The sequence below is a fragment of the Candidatus Mycolicibacterium alkanivorans genome, from assembly GCF_022760805.1.
GTDB lineage: Bacteria > Actinomycetota > Actinomycetes > Mycobacteriales > Mycobacteriaceae > Mycobacterium > Mycobacterium alkanivorans.
This window is the reverse complement of the sequence record NZ_JAIVFL010000001.1, coordinates 3,914,648-3,929,034: the sequence shown is the minus strand read 5'-3', so window position 1 is coordinate 3,929,034 and position 14,387 is coordinate 3,914,648. Positions and strand designations below refer to the sequence as shown.

At 69.5% G+C, this 14,387-nt stretch carries 11 protein-coding genes; 6 read left to right on the top strand and 5 right to left on the bottom strand.

What is annotated here, in order from left to right; all coding sequences use genetic code 11:
- Positions 1 to 61 precede the first annotated feature (61 nt).
- Genes guaB through guaA form a run of 4 tightly spaced genes read left to right on the top strand, consistent with a single transcriptional unit; the run spans position 62 to position 6,208 of the window.
- A complete protein-coding gene (gene guaB, locus K9U37_RS19185; protein ID WP_272888062.1) occupies positions 62 to 1,639 on the top strand; it encodes an IMP dehydrogenase in 1,578 nt (525 codons plus the stop codon).
- Between the two features lie 19 nt (positions 1,640 to 1,658).
- The gene (locus K9U37_RS19180; protein ID WP_243073474.1) at positions 1,659 to 2,822 is read left to right on the top strand and encodes a GuaB3 family IMP dehydrogenase-related protein; all 1,164 of its coding nucleotides are present in this window, start codon (positions 1,659 to 1,661) and stop codon (positions 2,820 to 2,822) included.
- Between the two features lie 49 nt (positions 2,823 to 2,871).
- Positions 2,872 to 4,608 (top strand): GMC family oxidoreductase, encoded by a 1,737-nt coding sequence (locus K9U37_RS19175; protein WP_243073047.1) that lies wholly within the window; start codon positions 2,872 to 2,874, stop codon positions 4,606 to 4,608.
- 31 nt (positions 4,609 to 4,639) lie between these two features.
- Positions 4,640 to 6,208, top strand: a complete 1,569-nt coding sequence (gene guaA, locus K9U37_RS19170; protein WP_243073046.1) for a glutamine-hydrolyzing GMP synthase — start codon at positions 4,640 to 4,642, stop codon at positions 6,206 to 6,208.
- A gap of 5 nt (positions 6,209 to 6,213) precedes the next feature.
- Here guaA and K9U37_RS19165 read toward each other — a convergent pair whose 3' ends face one another.
- Positions 6,214 to 7,098: a fructose bisphosphate aldolase gene (locus K9U37_RS19165; protein WP_243073045.1), complete on the bottom strand. Its 885-nt coding sequence runs from the start codon at positions 7,096 to 7,098 to the stop codon at positions 6,214 to 6,216.
- Positions 7,099 to 7,282: 184 nt separating this feature from the next.
- On the opposite strand from K9U37_RS19165, the gene imuA' reads away from it, so the two are divergent.
- A complete protein-coding gene (gene imuA' / locus K9U37_RS19160; RefSeq protein WP_243073044.1) occupies positions 7,283 to 7,969 on the top strand; it encodes a DnaE2-dependent mutagenesis accessory factor ImuA' in 687 nt (228 codons plus the stop codon).
- A 31-nt stretch (positions 7,970 to 8,000) separates the two neighbouring features.
- Positions 8,001 to 9,551 (top strand): DNA polymerase Y family protein, encoded by a 1,551-nt coding sequence (locus tag K9U37_RS19155; protein WP_243073473.1) that lies wholly within the window; start codon positions 8,001 to 8,003, stop codon positions 9,549 to 9,551.
- Here K9U37_RS19155 and K9U37_RS19150 read toward each other — a convergent pair.
- From K9U37_RS19150 to helR, 4 genes are all read right to left on the bottom strand, one after another.
- The gene (locus K9U37_RS19150; protein ID WP_243073043.1) at positions 9,542 to 10,603 is read right to left on the bottom strand and encodes a nucleoside hydrolase; all 1,062 of its coding nucleotides are present in this window, start codon (positions 10,601 to 10,603) and stop codon (positions 9,542 to 9,544) included. The genes K9U37_RS19155 and K9U37_RS19150 overlap by 10 nt on opposite strands.
- A 6-nt stretch (positions 10,604 to 10,609) precedes the next feature.
- Complete coding sequence (locus tag K9U37_RS19145; RefSeq protein WP_243073042.1) at positions 10,610 to 11,317, bottom strand: histidine phosphatase family protein; 708 nt, start codon at positions 11,315 to 11,317, stop codon at positions 10,610 to 10,612.
- A gap of 109 nt (positions 11,318 to 11,426) precedes the next feature.
- Positions 11,427 to 12,161: a VIT1/CCC1 transporter family protein gene (locus tag K9U37_RS19140; RefSeq protein WP_243073041.1), complete on the bottom strand. Its 735-nt coding sequence runs from the start codon at positions 12,159 to 12,161 to the stop codon at positions 11,427 to 11,429.
- The gene (gene helR / locus K9U37_RS19135) at positions 12,158 to 14,365 is read right to left on the bottom strand and encodes an RNA polymerase recycling motor ATPase HelR (RefSeq protein ID WP_243073040.1); all 2,208 of its coding nucleotides are present in this window, start codon (positions 14,363 to 14,365) and stop codon (positions 12,158 to 12,160) included. Before helR ends, K9U37_RS19140 begins: the two co-directional genes overlap by 4 nt.
- Between the last annotated feature and the right edge of the window lie 22 nt (positions 14,366 to 14,387).

The following is a 14,387-nucleotide window of genomic DNA, read 5'->3' as shown; positions in this document are numbered from 1 at the left end:
AAGGCTACCTCGAACCGATAGGATGGTGTCCTCGTTCCGCCAGCTGATGGGGGCCTCACCGATGTCCACTGCCGAAGGCAGCACCGGCCGCATCGACGGTCTTTCCGCGGGTCTGGATGGCCTGATCGCCGACCCGGTATTCACCGGCGGTGACGACCCCAACAAGGTCGCCATGCTGGGTCTGACGTTCGACGATGTGCTGCTGTTGCCCGCGGCCTCGGATGTGGTGCCCGCGGCGGTCGACACCTCCAGTCAGCTGACCAGGAAGATCCGCCTGAAGGTGCCGCTGGTCAGCTCGGCGATGGACACCGTGACCGAGGCGCGGATGGCGATCGCCATGGCGCGCCAGGGCGGCATGGGCGTGCTGCACCGCAACCTGTCGATCGCCGAGCAGGCCGGGCAGGTCGAGATGGTCAAGCGCTCCGAGGCCGGGATGGTCACCGACCCGGTGACCTGCTCGCCGGAGAACACCCTGGCCGAGGTCGACGCCATGTGCGCCCGGTTCCGCATCTCCGGCCTGCCGGTCGTCGACGACTACGGCACGCTGGTCGGCATCATCACCAACCGCGACATGCGCTTCGAAGTCGACATGGGCAAGCCGGTCTCCGAGGTCATGACCAAGTCGCCGCTGATCACCGCTCAGGAGGGCGTCACCGCCGACGCCGCGCTGGGGCTGTTGCGACGCAACAAGATCGAGAAGCTTCCCATCGTCGACGGGCACGGCCGGCTCACCGGGCTGATCACCGTCAAGGACTTCGTCAAGACCGAGCAGCATCCCCTGGCCACCAAGGACAGCGACGGCCGGCTGCTGGTCGGTGCGGCCGTCGGTGTCGGCGACGACGCCTGGGACCGTGCCATGGCGCTGGCCGATGCGGGCGTCGACGTGCTGGTGGTCGACACCGCCCACGCCCACAACCGCCTGGTGCTCGAGATGGTCGGCAAGGTCAAGGCCGAGGTCGGCGATCGCGTCGAGGTGATCGGCGGCAACGTCGCCACCCGCAGCGCGGCCGCTGCGCTGGTCGAGGCCGGGGCCGACGCCGTCAAGGTCGGTGTCGGCCCCGGCTCGATCTGCACCACCCGCGTGGTCGCCGGGGTGGGCGCCCCTCAGATCACCGCGATTCTGGAGGCGACGGCGGCGTGCGCGCCGCACGGCGTGCCGGTGATCGCCGACGGCGGGCTGCAGTATTCCGGTGACATCGCCAAGGCGCTGGCGGCGGGCGCGTCCACGACGATGCTGGGGTCGCTGCTGGCCGGAACCGCCGAGGCCCCCGGCGAGCTGATCTTCGTCAGCGGCAAGCAGTTCAAGAGCTACCGCGGCATGGGGTCGCTGGGCGCCATGCAGGGCCGCGGCACCGCCAAGTCCTACTCGAAGGACCGATACTTCCAGGACGACGTCCTTTCCGAGGACAAGCTGGTGCCAGAAGGTATCGAAGGCCGGGTGCCGTTCCGCGGCCCGCTGGCCACCGTGATCCACCAGCTCACCGGCGGTCTGCGCGCCGCGATGGGCTACACGGGCGCGCACACCATCGAGGCCTTGCAGCGGGCGCAGTTCGTCCGGATCACCGCCTCGGGTCTGAAGGAAAGCCACCCGCACGACATCACCATGACTGTCGAAGCTCCCAACTACTACGCCCGCTAGGTGCCGATCAGTGCGTGACATGGTTGAAATCGGCATGGGCAGAACCGCCCGCCGTACCTATGAACTCGACGACATCAACATCGTGCCGTCCCGGCGCACCCGCTCGTCACAGGACGTCTCGACGGGCTGGCAGCTCGACGCCTACCGCTTCGAGATCCCCGTAGTGGCACATCCGACCGACGCGCTGGTGTCGCCGGAGTTCGCCATCGAGCTGGGTCGCCTCGGCGGGCTCGGTGTGCTCAACGGCGAGGGGCTGATCGGCCGGCACGCCGATGTCGGGGAGAAGATCGCCCAGGTCATCGAGGCGGCCGAGAAGGAGCAAGGACCCGCCCCCGGGTCGCTCCGCTCCTGCCCGCGGGCGCCCACCGCCGCGATCCGGCTGCTCCAACAGCTGCATGCCGCGCCGCTGGATCCCGAGCTGCTCGGTACGGCCGTCGCCCAGATCCGCGACGCCGGGGTCACCACGGCGGTGCGGGTCAGCCCGCAGAACGCCCAGCTGTTGACGCCGACGCTGGTGGCTGCGGGCATCGATCTGCTGGTCATCCAGGGCACGATCATCTCCGCCGAGCGGGTGGCCAGCGACGGTGAGCCGCTGAACCTCAAGACGTTCATCTCCGAGCTCGACGTACCGGTGGTCGCCGGCGGCGTTCTCGACCACCGCACCGCGCTGCATCTGATGCGCACCGGCGCCGCAGGCGTCATCGTCGGATACGGCTCCACCTCCGGGGTGACCACCAGCGACGAGGTGCTGGGCATCAGCGTGCCGATGGCCACCGCGATCGCCGACGCGGCCGCCGCCCGCCGCGAGTACCTCGACGAGACCGGCGGTCGCTACGTCCACGTGCTGGCCGACGGCGACATCCACACCTCCGGTGACCTGGCCAAGGCGATCGCCTGCGGCGCGGACGCGGTGGTGCTCGGCACGCCGCTGGCCTCGGCGGCGGAGTCGCTCGGCGACGGCTGGTTCTGGCCGTCGGCCGCCGCGCACCCGTCCCTGCCGCGTGGCGCGCTGTTGCAGGTGGCGGTGGGGGAGCGGCCGTCGCTGGACCGGGTGCTCAACGGCCCGTCCGACGACCCGTTCGGCTCGCTGAACCTCGTCGGCGGCCTGCGCCGGTCGATGGCCAAGGCCGGGTACTGCGACCTCAAGGAATTCCAGAAGGTCGGCCTGATCGTCGGCGCCTGAGTTCGGCCGCGATGAATGAGGCCTCCCTACTCGTGGGTAGGCTGGCCGAATGGAACCGGATTTCGATGTTCTCGTCATCGGTTCGGGCTTCGGCGGCAGCGTCAGCGCCCTGCGACTCACCGAGAAGGGCTACCAGGTCGGCGTGCTGGAGGCAGGCCGCCGGTTCGCCGACCACGAATTCGCCAAGACCTCCTGGCGGCTGCGGGAGTTCCTGTGGGCGCCGCGGCTGGGCTGCTACGGCATCCAGCGAATTCACCTGCTGCGCAACGTGATGATCCTGGCCGGCGCCGGCGTCGGCGGCGGATCGCTGAACTACGCCAACACCCTCTACGTTCCGCCGGACCCGTTCTTCAACGACCCGCAGTGGAAGAACATCACCGACTGGCGCGCCGAACTGATGCCGCACTACGACCAAGCCCAGCGGATGCTCGGCGTGGTCAAGAACCCGACCTTCACCGACGCCGACCGCATCATGAAGGAGGTGGCCGACGAGATGGGTGTCGGTGACACCTTCAGGCCTACTCCGGTCGGGGTGTTCTTCGGACCCGACGGCGAGACGACGCCGGGCAAGACGGTGCCCGATCCCTACTTCGGGGGTGTGGGCCCGGCCCGCACCGGCTGCATCGAATGCGGCGAATGCATGACCGGCTGCCGGCACGGCGCGAAGAACACTCTGGTCAAGAACTATCTTGGTCTCGCGGAAAAGGCTGGGGCGCAAGTCTTTCCGATGGCGACGGTGACTGGCTTCGAGCAGCGTCCCGACGGGACCTGGGAGATCCACAGCATGCGCACCGGGCGGTGGGCCCGCAAGAACACCCGGACGTTCACCGCGCGCCAGCTGATCTTGGCCGCAGGCACGTGGGGCACCCAGAACCTGCTGTTCAAGATGCGCGACACCGGCAAGCTGCCCAAGCTGTCCGACAAGCTCGGTGTGCTCACCCGCACCAACTCGGAGTCCATCGTCGGCGCCGCCCGGCGGGAGGCCCGTCCCGACCTGGACCTCACCCACGGTGTGGCGATCACGTCGTCGATCCATCCCACCCCCGACACCCACGTCGAGCCCTGCCGCTACGGCAAGGGCTCCAACGCGATGGGCCTGCTGCAGACGCTGATGACCGACGGGCCCGGCCCGGAAGGCAGCGACGTGCCGCGCTGGAAGCAGCTGTTCATCAACGCCGGCGGGGATCCGCGTGCCATGCTGCGCATGCTGTCCCCGCGGCGCTGGAGTGAGCGCACCATGATCTCGCTGGTGATGCAGCAGTTGGACAACTCGATCACCACCTACACCAAGAGGGGTGTGCTGGGGCTGCGCCGGATCACCAGCAAGCAGGGTCACGGCGAGCCGAATCCGACGTGGATCCCGGTCGGCAACGAGGTCACCCGCCGCATCGCCGAGAAGATCGACGGTGTGGCCGGTGGGACATGGGGCGAGCTGTTCAACATCCCGCTCACCGCGCACTTCCTCGGTGGCGCGGCGATCGGCGACAGCCCCGAGCACGGTGTCATCGACCCGTATCAGCGGGTGTACAACTATCCGACGCTGCATGTGATGGACGGCGCGGCGATCTCGGCCAACCTCGGTGTGAACCCGTCACTGTCGATCACCGCACAGGCCGAGCGCGCAACGTCGTTGTGGCCCAACCGGGGTGAGGACGACCAGCGGCCCGTGCAGGGCCAGGCCTACCAGCGGCTGGCACCGATCGCGCCGAAGAACCCGGTCGTCCCGGTCGACGCCCCCGGTGGGCTGCGCCATCTTCCGATCACGCCGGTCAACACGGCGGGTTAGCCGCCTACCGCCTCGCCACTAGACTGAGCCGGTGACATCGGAATCTCCTCGTCCCGTCTTGGTGGTCGACTTCGGCGCGCAGTACGCCCAGCTGATCGCCCGCCGCGTCCGGGAGGCCCGGGTGTTCTCCGAGGTTGTCCCGCACACCGCGACCGTCGAGGAGATCAAGGCCAAGGACCCGCAGGCGATCGTGCTCTCTGGCGGTCCGGCCAGCGTGTACGCCGACGGCGCTCCGCAACTCGATCCCGCCCTGTTCGACCTCGGTGTCCCGGTGTTCGGCATCTGCTACGGATTTCAGGCCATGGCCCAGGCGCTGGGCGGCTCCGTTGCTCGCACCGGCACCAGTGAGTACGGCCGCACCGAGATGGAAGTCCTTGGCGGGGAACTGCATTCGGGGCTTCCCGGCAAGCAGCCGGTGTGGATGAGCCACGGCGACGCGGTGACGTCCGCGCCGGCGGGCTTCGAGGTCGTCGCGACCAGTTCCGGTGCGCCCGTCGCAGCGTTCGAGGACCGCGCCCGCCGACTGGCCGGGGTGCAGTACCACCCCGAGGTGATGCACACCCCGCACGGCCAGCAGGTGCTCAGCCGGTTCCTGCACGACTTCGCGGGGATCGGCGCGGCCTGGACCCCGGCCAACATCGCCGAAACCCTGATCGAGCAGGTGCGCGAGCAGATCGGCGACGGTACGGCCATGTGCGGTCTGTCCGGCGGCGTGGACTCCGCGGTGGCCGCCGCTCTGGTGCAGCGCGCCATCGGTGACCGGTTGACCTGTGTGTTCGTCGACCACGGCCTGTTGCGTGCCGGCGAACGGGCCCAGGTGCAGCGCGATTTCGTGGCGGCCACCGGCGCCCGGCTGGTCACCGTGGATGCCGAAGGCCGTTTCCTGCAAGCACTTTCAGGCGTGCACGACCCGGAGGGCAAGCGCAAGATCATCGGCCGGGAGTTCATCCGCGCATTCGAAGGTGCGGTGCGCGACCTATTGGCCGAGGGCGACTCCGACGGCCACCCCATCGAGTTCCTGGTGCAGGGCACCCTGTATCCCGACGTCGTCGAGTCCGGCGGCGGTACCGGAACGGCGAACATCAAGAGTCACCACAACGTCGGCGGCCTGCCCGCCGACCTGAAGTTCAAGCTCGTCGAACCGCTGCGGCTGCTGTTCAAGGACGAGGTGCGTGCGGTCGGTCGCGAACTGGGCCTGCCCGAGGAAATCGTTGCGCGCCAACCCTTCCCGGGGCCAGGCTTGGGCATCCGGATCGTCGGTGAGGTGACGGCGGGCCGGCTGGACACGCTGCGGCGCGCCGACCTGATCGCCCGTGAGGAGCTGACCTCGGCCGGCCTGGACGGCCAGATCTGGCAGTGCCCGGTGGTGCTGCTGGCCGACATCCGCTCGGTGGGTGTGCAGGGCGACGGGCGCACCTACGGCCACCCGATCGTGCTGCGCCCGGTCTCCAGTGAGGACGCGATGACCGCGGACTGGACGCGGGTGCCCTACGAGGTGCTCGAGCGAATCTCGACGCGCATCACCAACGAGGTGCCCGAGGTGAACCGGGTGGTGCTCGATGTCACGAGCAAGCCACCCGGCACCATCGAGTGGGAATAGGCTCGTTACGTCCTTGAGGCAGCGGCGATTTCGGCGATCGCCTCGTCCAGCGCCTTGTCGAACTCCTCGTCGCTCTGCTGGGCGGTCAACCCCTCGGTCAACGCCCGCGAGAAGCTGGCGATGACACCGTGGTTGCGGGCCAGCCGCTCGCAGGCCTCCGCGCGGGTGTAGCCACCGGACAGTGCGAGCACCCGCATCACCTTCGGGTGGTCCACCAGATCGCGATAGAGGTCGTCGGTGTCGGGCAGCGTCAACTTGAGCATCACCTGCTGGTCGTCGCCGAGCGCGCCGAGGTGGTCGATGATCGCGGCTTTGAGCTGGTCTTCGGCCTCGCCCTTCTTGGGGCTGTGGATGTCGACCTCGGGTTCGATGATCGGCACCAGACCGGCGGCCAGGATCTGGCGGGCCACCTCGAACTGCTGGTCCACCACCGCATCGAGGCCGCCGCCGGGCAGCTTGATGACCGAGCGCATCTTGGTGCCGAAGATGCCCTTGTCCACGGCGCGGGCCAGCAGGTCGTCCAGGCCGGCGATGGGCTTCATCACCTGCCCGCCGTCCTCCTCGGCGGCAAGACCCTTGTCGACCTTGAGGATCGGCACGACCTTCTTGACGTTCCAGAGGTAGTCGGCGGTGGGGCGGCCCTCGATGTCGCGGTCCATGGTCATCTCGAACAGGATCGCGGCCAGGATCCGGTCGCCGTCGAAGCTCGGGCTGGTGATGATCCGGGTCCGCATCTGGTGAACCAGGTCGAACATCTGCTCGTCACCGGAGTACGCGTCCTCGGCGATGCCGTAGAGTTTCAGCGCCTTCGGTGTGCTGCCCCCGCTCTGGTCGAGCGCGGCGACGAAGCCAGCTCCGTTGGCGATCTTGTCGGCCTGCTCGGTATTCATGTGTTCCCCTTTCCCTGCGGTTCCGTCATTGGGTTTGCCGCTTGAATGCATGGTGCCAGCACGCCGATCGTCGGCTGGGTGGGGGCTGGCTGATCGCTTGACGCTGTCGGGGGGTTGGTGTTTACTCATAGAGTCGAACATACATTCGAACACAGTGGATGTCGATCGCAGCTGGAGGTGGGCGATGACGGCGGCGATTGCCCTGGAAAAGCGGCAGCTTGACCGTGCTGAGCAGCTACAACAGCTCCGTCGCCAGATGGCGGCGGTGTCCGGGAAGGTGGGTGGCACCCGCCCTGTCACCGAGCGGGACGACGAGCTTCTTCCGGCCTCGGAAACTTTGCTGCCGGTGCCAGAATCGCTGGCTGACGTGCTCCCGGCAGGGTTGCCCCGCGGCGCGGTGGCGGTGGCTTCCGGAGCCCTCTCGCTGCCGGTGAGCATGGCCGCCGCGGTGACGGCCGGCGGTGGCCATGTGGCCGTCGTCGGACTGCCGGATTTCGGTCTGCTGGCCGCCGCGGAGATGGGTGCCGACCTGAGCCGGCTCGCGGTGATCCCGGATCCGGGAACCGACCCCGTCGAGGTGGCCGCGGTGCTGATGGACGGGATGGACCTGGTGGTGGTCGGCTTGGCCGGCCGAACCGTGACCGCCACCCGGGCGCGGGCAGTGGTGGCCCGGGCCCGGCAGAAGGGCTGCACCGTGGTGGTCACTCGGGGGGAGTGGCAGGACGCCTCGATCCGGCTCGATGCCCGGGTGCGCGGCTACGAGATGACCGCTGGTCGCGCAGGTGTTCCGGTACCGGGTTGTGGCCGGATCAGCCGGGTGCAGTTGTCCGTGCGTGCGCGGGGGCGCGCCGTCCGGTCGAGGGTGGGCTGATGTGACCGCCCGGGTGCTGGCGATCTGGTGCATGGACTGGCCGGCCGTCGCCGCGGCCGTGGCGGCGGGGCTGCCGGCGACAGCCCCCGTCGCGGTCACCTTGGCCAACCGGGTGATCGCCTGTTCGGCGGCGGCACGCGCGACCGGTGTGCGTCGCGGGCTGCGCCGGCGCGAGTCGCAGGCGCGCTGTCCGCAGCTGCATGTGGTCACCGCCGACCCGGCCCGTGATGCCCGGTTCTTCGAAGGGGTGACGGCGGCGGTCGACGAGGTGGTGCCCCGTGCGGAGGTGCTGCGGCCGGGCCTGCTGGTGCTTTCGGTTCGCGGGGCCGCCCGCTACTTCGGCTCCGAGCAGGTGGCCGCCGAGCGGCTGGTGGACGCCGTCGCCGCGGCCGGCGCCGAATGCCAGGTGGGAGTCGCCGATCAGATGGCGACGGCCGTGTTCGCCGCCCGGGCCGGACGTGTGCTCGAGCCCGGTGCGGATGCGGCGTTCCTGTCGGGGCTGTCGATCCGGCAGCTGGCCACCGAACCGAGCCTGTCCGGTCCCGGTCGCGAAGAGCTGGCCGATCTGTTGTGGCGCATGGGTATTCGCACTCTGGGTCAGTTCGCCGAGCTGTCCCGTAGCGACGTCGCCTCCCGGTTCGGGGCCGACGCGGTGGCCGCCCATCGGTTCGCCCGCGCTGAGCCGGTGCGCGGACCGTCGGGCCGCGAGCCGCCGCCGGAACTCGACGCCGTGCTCACCTGCGATCCGCCGATCGACCGGGTCGACGCGGCGGCATTCGCGGGGCGGACGCTGGCCGCGAGCCTGCACTCCAGGCTGGGGTCGGCCGGGGTCGGCTGCACCCGGCTGGCCATCCACGCCGTCACCGCCAACGGCGGCGAGCTGACCCGGGTGTGGCGGTGCGCCGAGCCGTTGACCGAGGACGCCACCGCCGACCGGGTGCGCTGGCAGCTCGACGGCTGGCTCACTCGAGCCAGGCCCACCGACCGGCCGAGTGCCCCGGTGACGATGCTGCGGCTGCAGCCGGTGGAAGTTGTTTCCGCAGAGGCGCTTCAGCTGCCGCTGTGGGGCGGCGTCGGGGAGGAGGACCGGTTGCGGGCCCGGCGGGCACTGGTGCGGGTGCAGGGCCTGCTGGGGCAGGAGGCCGTGCAGCTGCCGGTCCTGTCCGGCGGTCGCGGGCCCGCCGAGCGCATCACCTTGACCCCGCTCGGCGACGAGTTGGTGCCCAGGGCCGACCCCGACCGGCCGTGGCCGGGGCGGCTGCCCGAGCCGGCGCCGACCGTGCTTCTCGACGATCCGGTGGAACTGCTTGACGCCCAGGGCAATCCGGTCCGGGTGACCTCGCGCGGGATCTTCAGCGCCGAGCCGGCCCGGCTGGACGGCCAGTACCGGGGTGAGCTGAGTTGGTGGGCCGGGCCGTGGCCGGTCGACGAACGGTGGTGGGACCAGGCCGAGCAATCCCGGGCAGGCCGCACGGCGCGCGTTCAGGTGTTGGTGGGCAACCGGTCCGATGAAGAACCGGGGACCGCGCTGCTGCTGTGTTATCGCCAGCGGCGGTGGTACCTCGAAGGGGTCTACGAATGAACCAGACGCCGCGCGAACGGGCCGACCCGCTCGATGAACCGGTCGAAGAAGGCTGCCGGGTCGACGTCGACCCCGATGTGCGCGTTGGGTTCCCGACCCCACCGCCGGCTCCAGTCGGCGATCGTCATACCGCGTGTCAGTGTCCCGGTCAGTTCGACGTCGACGGTGGTCGCCCGGGTCGCGACGATGCCGGGATCCAGTGCCACCGCCGCCGCCAGGGGGTCGTGCAGATGGGCCAGATAGCCCTCGCCCTGGTCGAAGTGGAACTCGAAGTAGAACCGCATCGCGTCCTCGAGTGCGCGGATCAGCGGGTTGTCGGCCACCGAACGGGTTCCCCTGGCGTCGAGCACACTCATCGCCACCGACGACGCCTCGGCTGCATTGGCCAGCCGGCTCAATATCGCCGGCGTCAGCGCGATGTTCTCGGTCAGGTTCAGCCCGCACACTGTCGGAAGCTGATGCGGTTCAATCGCTTTCGATTCCGCGGCCCGCCCCCACACGGCGAATACCTCGGCGGCGGCCTCAGGGTCGACGCTGATGTTCCACTCGGACACCGGCGTGGTGTTGCCGCGGTAATCGAACGATCCGCCCATGATGGCCAGCCGCCGCAACAGCGACGGCAGCTCAGGTTCGGCGCGGGCGGCCAGCGCGAGGTTGGTCAGCGGACCGGTCACCAGGCCGATCAGCTCACCGGGGTGGGCGTGCGCGGCGCGGACCCAGGCCTCGGCGGAGTCGTAGGACGTGAGTTTGCGGTCGTGGGCGGGTAGCTCGGCGTAACCCAGACCCGCAGGGCCATGGGTATCTTCGGCGGTTCGCATCGTGTCAGCCAGCGGCTGTTCGGCTCCCCGCGAGACCGGGATGTCACCGGCCCGGCATAGTTCGAGCAGCCCGAGGTTGTTGCGGCAGACCTGGTCGACGTCGACGTTGCCGCCCGTGGAGGCGACGCCCACCAACTCGGCGTCGGAACTGGCGATCAGATAGACCAGTGCCATCGCATCGTCGACGCCGGTGTCGACATCGGCGAAGACGGGCAGCGCCTCGTGATGGGCCATGTCAGCTCAGAACGAGCCGATGCCGTCCCAGTCTGCGAGCGTCCAGCCGATCACCGGATTGCCGGTGATCACCACCCGGCCGGTGTTGGGCAGCGGGTGGTCGGTCATCAGGCTGTCCTTGCCGTTGCGCACGTTCATCAGTGTCCACAGCATGATCGACGCGGCGCTGGAGAAGGCGACGGGCTTGGTGTCCCCGCTTTCGTAGATGCGCTGCACCGCGGAGGTGAACTTGCCATTGAACTCCCGCCCGCTGACCGATCCCGGGATGCTGAAGTTGGTGTCGCCTCGCATCCAGTCCATCGGCGCCACCATGTACGTCGCGCCGGCGCGGTCCATCTGCTCGCCGTTGAACCAGCCCGCGGATATCTCGTTGAGTCCTGGCAGCACGTTGACGGGTTCACCCAGCGCCATGGACATCGGTGCGGCAGTCTGCTGGGTGCGGACCATCTCCGAGGCGTAGATGCCGTCGTAGCCGTTGCCCTTCAGCCGGTTGGCCACCGCTGCCGCCTGCTGCTCCCCGGCAGCGGTCAGCGACGGTCCCGGGACCTCGGTGTTGATCACCCCGTCGGCATTGGACTGCGACTCCGCGTGCCGGATGAACGTCAGCGTGATAGTGCGTTCCTTGGGTGCGGGAGTACTGCACGAGGCGACGAGGAAGACCGCGAAGAGAGCGGCGATCACCGCGAGGATGGATCGGGTTCGCGACAGGTGCATGGGAATAGCGTGCCTTGTCGACGGCCTCGGCGGGTGAGATTTTCAGCAGTGCGACGAATGGACCGAGCGAGACACGATCTCTACGCTCTCGGTGCCGTAGCGCCGACGGTCAGCCGACCGCGCCGCCCACCAGGTGGCCGATGCCGAAGGTGATCAGCATGGCCAGCGCCCCGCCGATGACCACCCGCTGAATCGCGCGGGCGACGTTGGCTCCGCCCAGGCGGGCGCTGGCCCAGCCGGTGAACGCCAGGGCGGTGAGCACGGCGACGAACGTGATGGGTATGCGAACCGGTGGCGGCGGCAGCAGGATTGCCAGCAGCGGCAGGATCGCGCCCACGGTGAAGGCGATGGCCGAGGAGAACGCGGCCTGCCACGGATTGGTCAGCTCCTCGGGGTCGATGCCCAGCTCGGCGTCGATGTGCGCGGCGAACGCGTCGTGATCGGTCAGCTCCTGGGCCACGGTGCGGGCGGTGGCCGCCGACAGCCCCTTGGCCTCGTAGAGCGCGGTGAGCTCCTCGAACTCGGCGTCCGGCTGGGTGGTCAGTTCACCGCGTTCCTTCTTGAGCAGGGCCTTCTCGGTGTCGCGCTGGGTGCTCACCGAGACGTACTCGCCGACCGCCATCGACAGCGCACCGGCCGCCAGTCCGGCGATGCCCGCGGTGAAGATGGGGCCGCGGTCCATGGTGGCGGCTGCGACGCCGACGACGATTCCGGCGGTCGACACGATGCCGTCGTTGGCGCCGAGCACCCCGGCGCGAAGCCAGTTCAGCCGGCTACCGATGCCGCTGTGGTGTGGCTCGGCGGGATGCAGCTGCGGATCAGACGAATCGGGTGTCGCGGTCACGAGTGAATCGTAGGCCTTAGCCCGGCCAGCGCCGGAGGCAGCGGGCCCTGATGTACCACGCCGAGGCGCTGGGTGGCCCGGGTGAGGGCGACGTAGAGGTCGGCCGCGCCACGCGGTCCGTCGGCCAGGATCCGGTCCGGCTCCGCCACCAGGACAGCGTCGAACTCCAGGCCCTTGGTCTCCGACGGTGCCACCGCGCCGGGCACGTCCGGTGGCCCGATCACGATGCTGGTGCCGTCGCGGGCAGCCTCCTGCGCCACGAAGTCGTCGACGGCGGCGGACAGCTGGTCGGCGGTGACGCGCCGCGACCAGGGCCGAATGCCGCACGCGCGCACCGACTCCGGTGGCCGGACGCCGGGTGCGAACTCGGCGAGCAGCGACGCGGCGACCGCCATGATCTCGGCGGGGGTGCGGTAGTTCACCGACAGCGACCGATAGACCCAGCGGTCGGGCACGTACGGTTCCAGCATCGCGGCCCACGACGTCGCCCCGGCCGGCGAACGCCGTTGCGCCAGATCGCCGACCACAGTGAACGACCGGCTCGGGCAGCGGCGCATCAACACCCGCCAGTCCATCTCGGACAGTTCCTGTGCCTCGTCGACAACGACGTGGCGATACGTCCAGTCGCGGTCGGCGGCCGCGCGTTCGGCGAGTTCGCGGGTGTCACGCTCGAGGAATCGCTCCGCTAAGTCCTCGGCGCCGATCAAGTCCTGGGCAAGCAGATGGTCCTCGTCGTCCATCAGGTCCTCGCGGGCGATCATGTTCTCCAACACCCCTGCGGCATAACGGGTCTCGGCCCTGCGTACCCGTTCGCCGGCATCATCGTCGGGCTTGTCGCGGCCCAGCAGATCGACCAGTTCGTCGAGCAGCGGCACGTCCGACACCGTCCAGGCATCCCCGACTTCCCGCTGTAGCGCCGGGTCGGCACCGGCCGCATGCAGCCGCTCCGCCGAGGTGCACAACGTGGCCAGCAGCTCCTGCGGGGTCAGGATGGGCCAGAGCTGGTCGAGCGCGGCGACGAACCGGGGGTTGTCGTCGAGCTCGCTGAGCAGATCGGCCCGCACCTTCTCCCAGGCCTCGCGGTTGTCGCGGGTCAGCCAGCCGCGCCCGATCCGGGCGATGGCCCGCTCGGTCAGCACATAGGTGACGATCTCGCGGAACACCGCGCGGGCCGCGTTGTGCGGTAGCCCGCTGGAGCGGGCCTCATCGACGGCCCACTGGGCGGTGTCGGCCTCGATCCGCATCGTGACGTCGGCCAACGGGATCTCCAGCGGATGCTCGGGCAGGCGTTGACGGTCGGCGACCGCCGCCGCGAGCACATCGAGCATGGCCAGGGAGCCTTTGATCCGGGCGACGTCCGCGGTGTCCTCGGCGGTGACGTGCAGTCCGGGAACCAGGTCGCCGACTGTCATGAACACGACCTCCGACTCACCCAGCGACGGAAGCACGCGTCCGATGTGGTTCATGAACGCCTCGTTGGGGCCGACGACCAGCACACCGTGGCGTTCGATCCGGGCCCGCTGGGTGTAGAGCAGATAGGCGACGCGGTGCAGGGCCACCACGGTCTTGCCGGTACCCGGGCCGCCCTCGATCACCAGGACACCGGGGTGATCGAGCCGGATGATCTCGTCCTGTTCGGCCTGGATCGTCGCGACGATGTCGCGCATGCCGTCACCGCGGGACGCGTTGACCGCGGCGAGCAGAGCCGCGTCACTGCTGAACGGGTTGTCATCGACGGCGTCGGGGTCTGGGCGGCCGAAGACCTCGTCGGTGAAATCGACCAGGCGGCGTCCTCGGGAATGGAACTGACGGCGCCGGCGCATGCCCTCCGGGCTGGCCGCTGTGGCGATGTAGAACGCGCGTGCGGCCGGTGCCCGCCAGTCGAGCAGCAGCGGTTCGTGGTCGTTGTGCTCGTCGAAGATCCCGATGCGGCCGACGTAGAGCCGTTCCCCCGAGATGGCGTCCAACCGTCCGAAACACAGGCCATGGTCGGCCACGTCCAGCCGCGTCATCGACCGGGCCAGCGCCTGGACCTCGGCGTCCCTGGCCACCAGGGTCCCTCCGTCCTGGACGTCGATCGGCCCCCCGAGCGCGGCGCGGTACTGGGCCATGACCCGCATGCGCTTGGTGTCGAGCCGGTCGTAGAGCCCGGCCAGGTAGCCGCGCTCAGACTCCAGTTCGTGGTCGTGCGCGTGAGTCGACATGGCTCACTTCCCCCCTCGATTT

Bases quoted from the DNA above. Each gene is read 5' to 3' on its own strand.
- guaB (WP_272888062.1), top strand. From the start codon at position 62: ATGTCCACTGCCGAAGGCAGCACCGGCCGCATCGACGGTCTTTCCGCG.
- K9U37_RS19180 (WP_243073474.1), top strand. From the start codon at position 1,659: ATGGTTGAAATCGGCATGGGCAGAACCGCCCGCCGTACCTATGAACTC.
- K9U37_RS19175 (WP_243073047.1), top strand. From the start codon at position 2,872: ATGGAACCGGATTTCGATGTTCTCGTCATCGGTTCGGGCTTCGGCGGC.
- K9U37_RS19165 (WP_243073045.1), bottom strand. From the start codon at position 7,098: ATGAATACCGAGCAGGCCGACAAGATCGCCAACGGAGCTGGCTTCGTC.
- imuA' (WP_243073044.1), top strand. From the start codon at position 7,283: ATGACGGCGGCGATTGCCCTGGAAAAGCGGCAGCTTGACCGTGCTGAG.
- K9U37_RS19155 (WP_243073473.1), top strand. From the start codon at position 8,001: ATGGACTGGCCGGCCGTCGCCGCGGCCGTGGCGGCGGGGCTGCCGGCG.
- K9U37_RS19150 (WP_243073043.1), bottom strand. From the start codon at position 10,603: ATGGCCCATCACGAGGCGCTGCCCGTCTTCGCCGATGTCGACACCGGC.
- K9U37_RS19145 (WP_243073042.1), bottom strand. From the start codon at position 11,317: ATGCACCTGTCGCGAACCCGATCCATCCTCGCGGTGATCGCCGCTCTC.
- helR (WP_243073040.1), bottom strand. From the start codon at position 14,365: ATGTCGACTCACGCGCACGACCACGAACTGGAGTCTGAGCGCGGCTAC.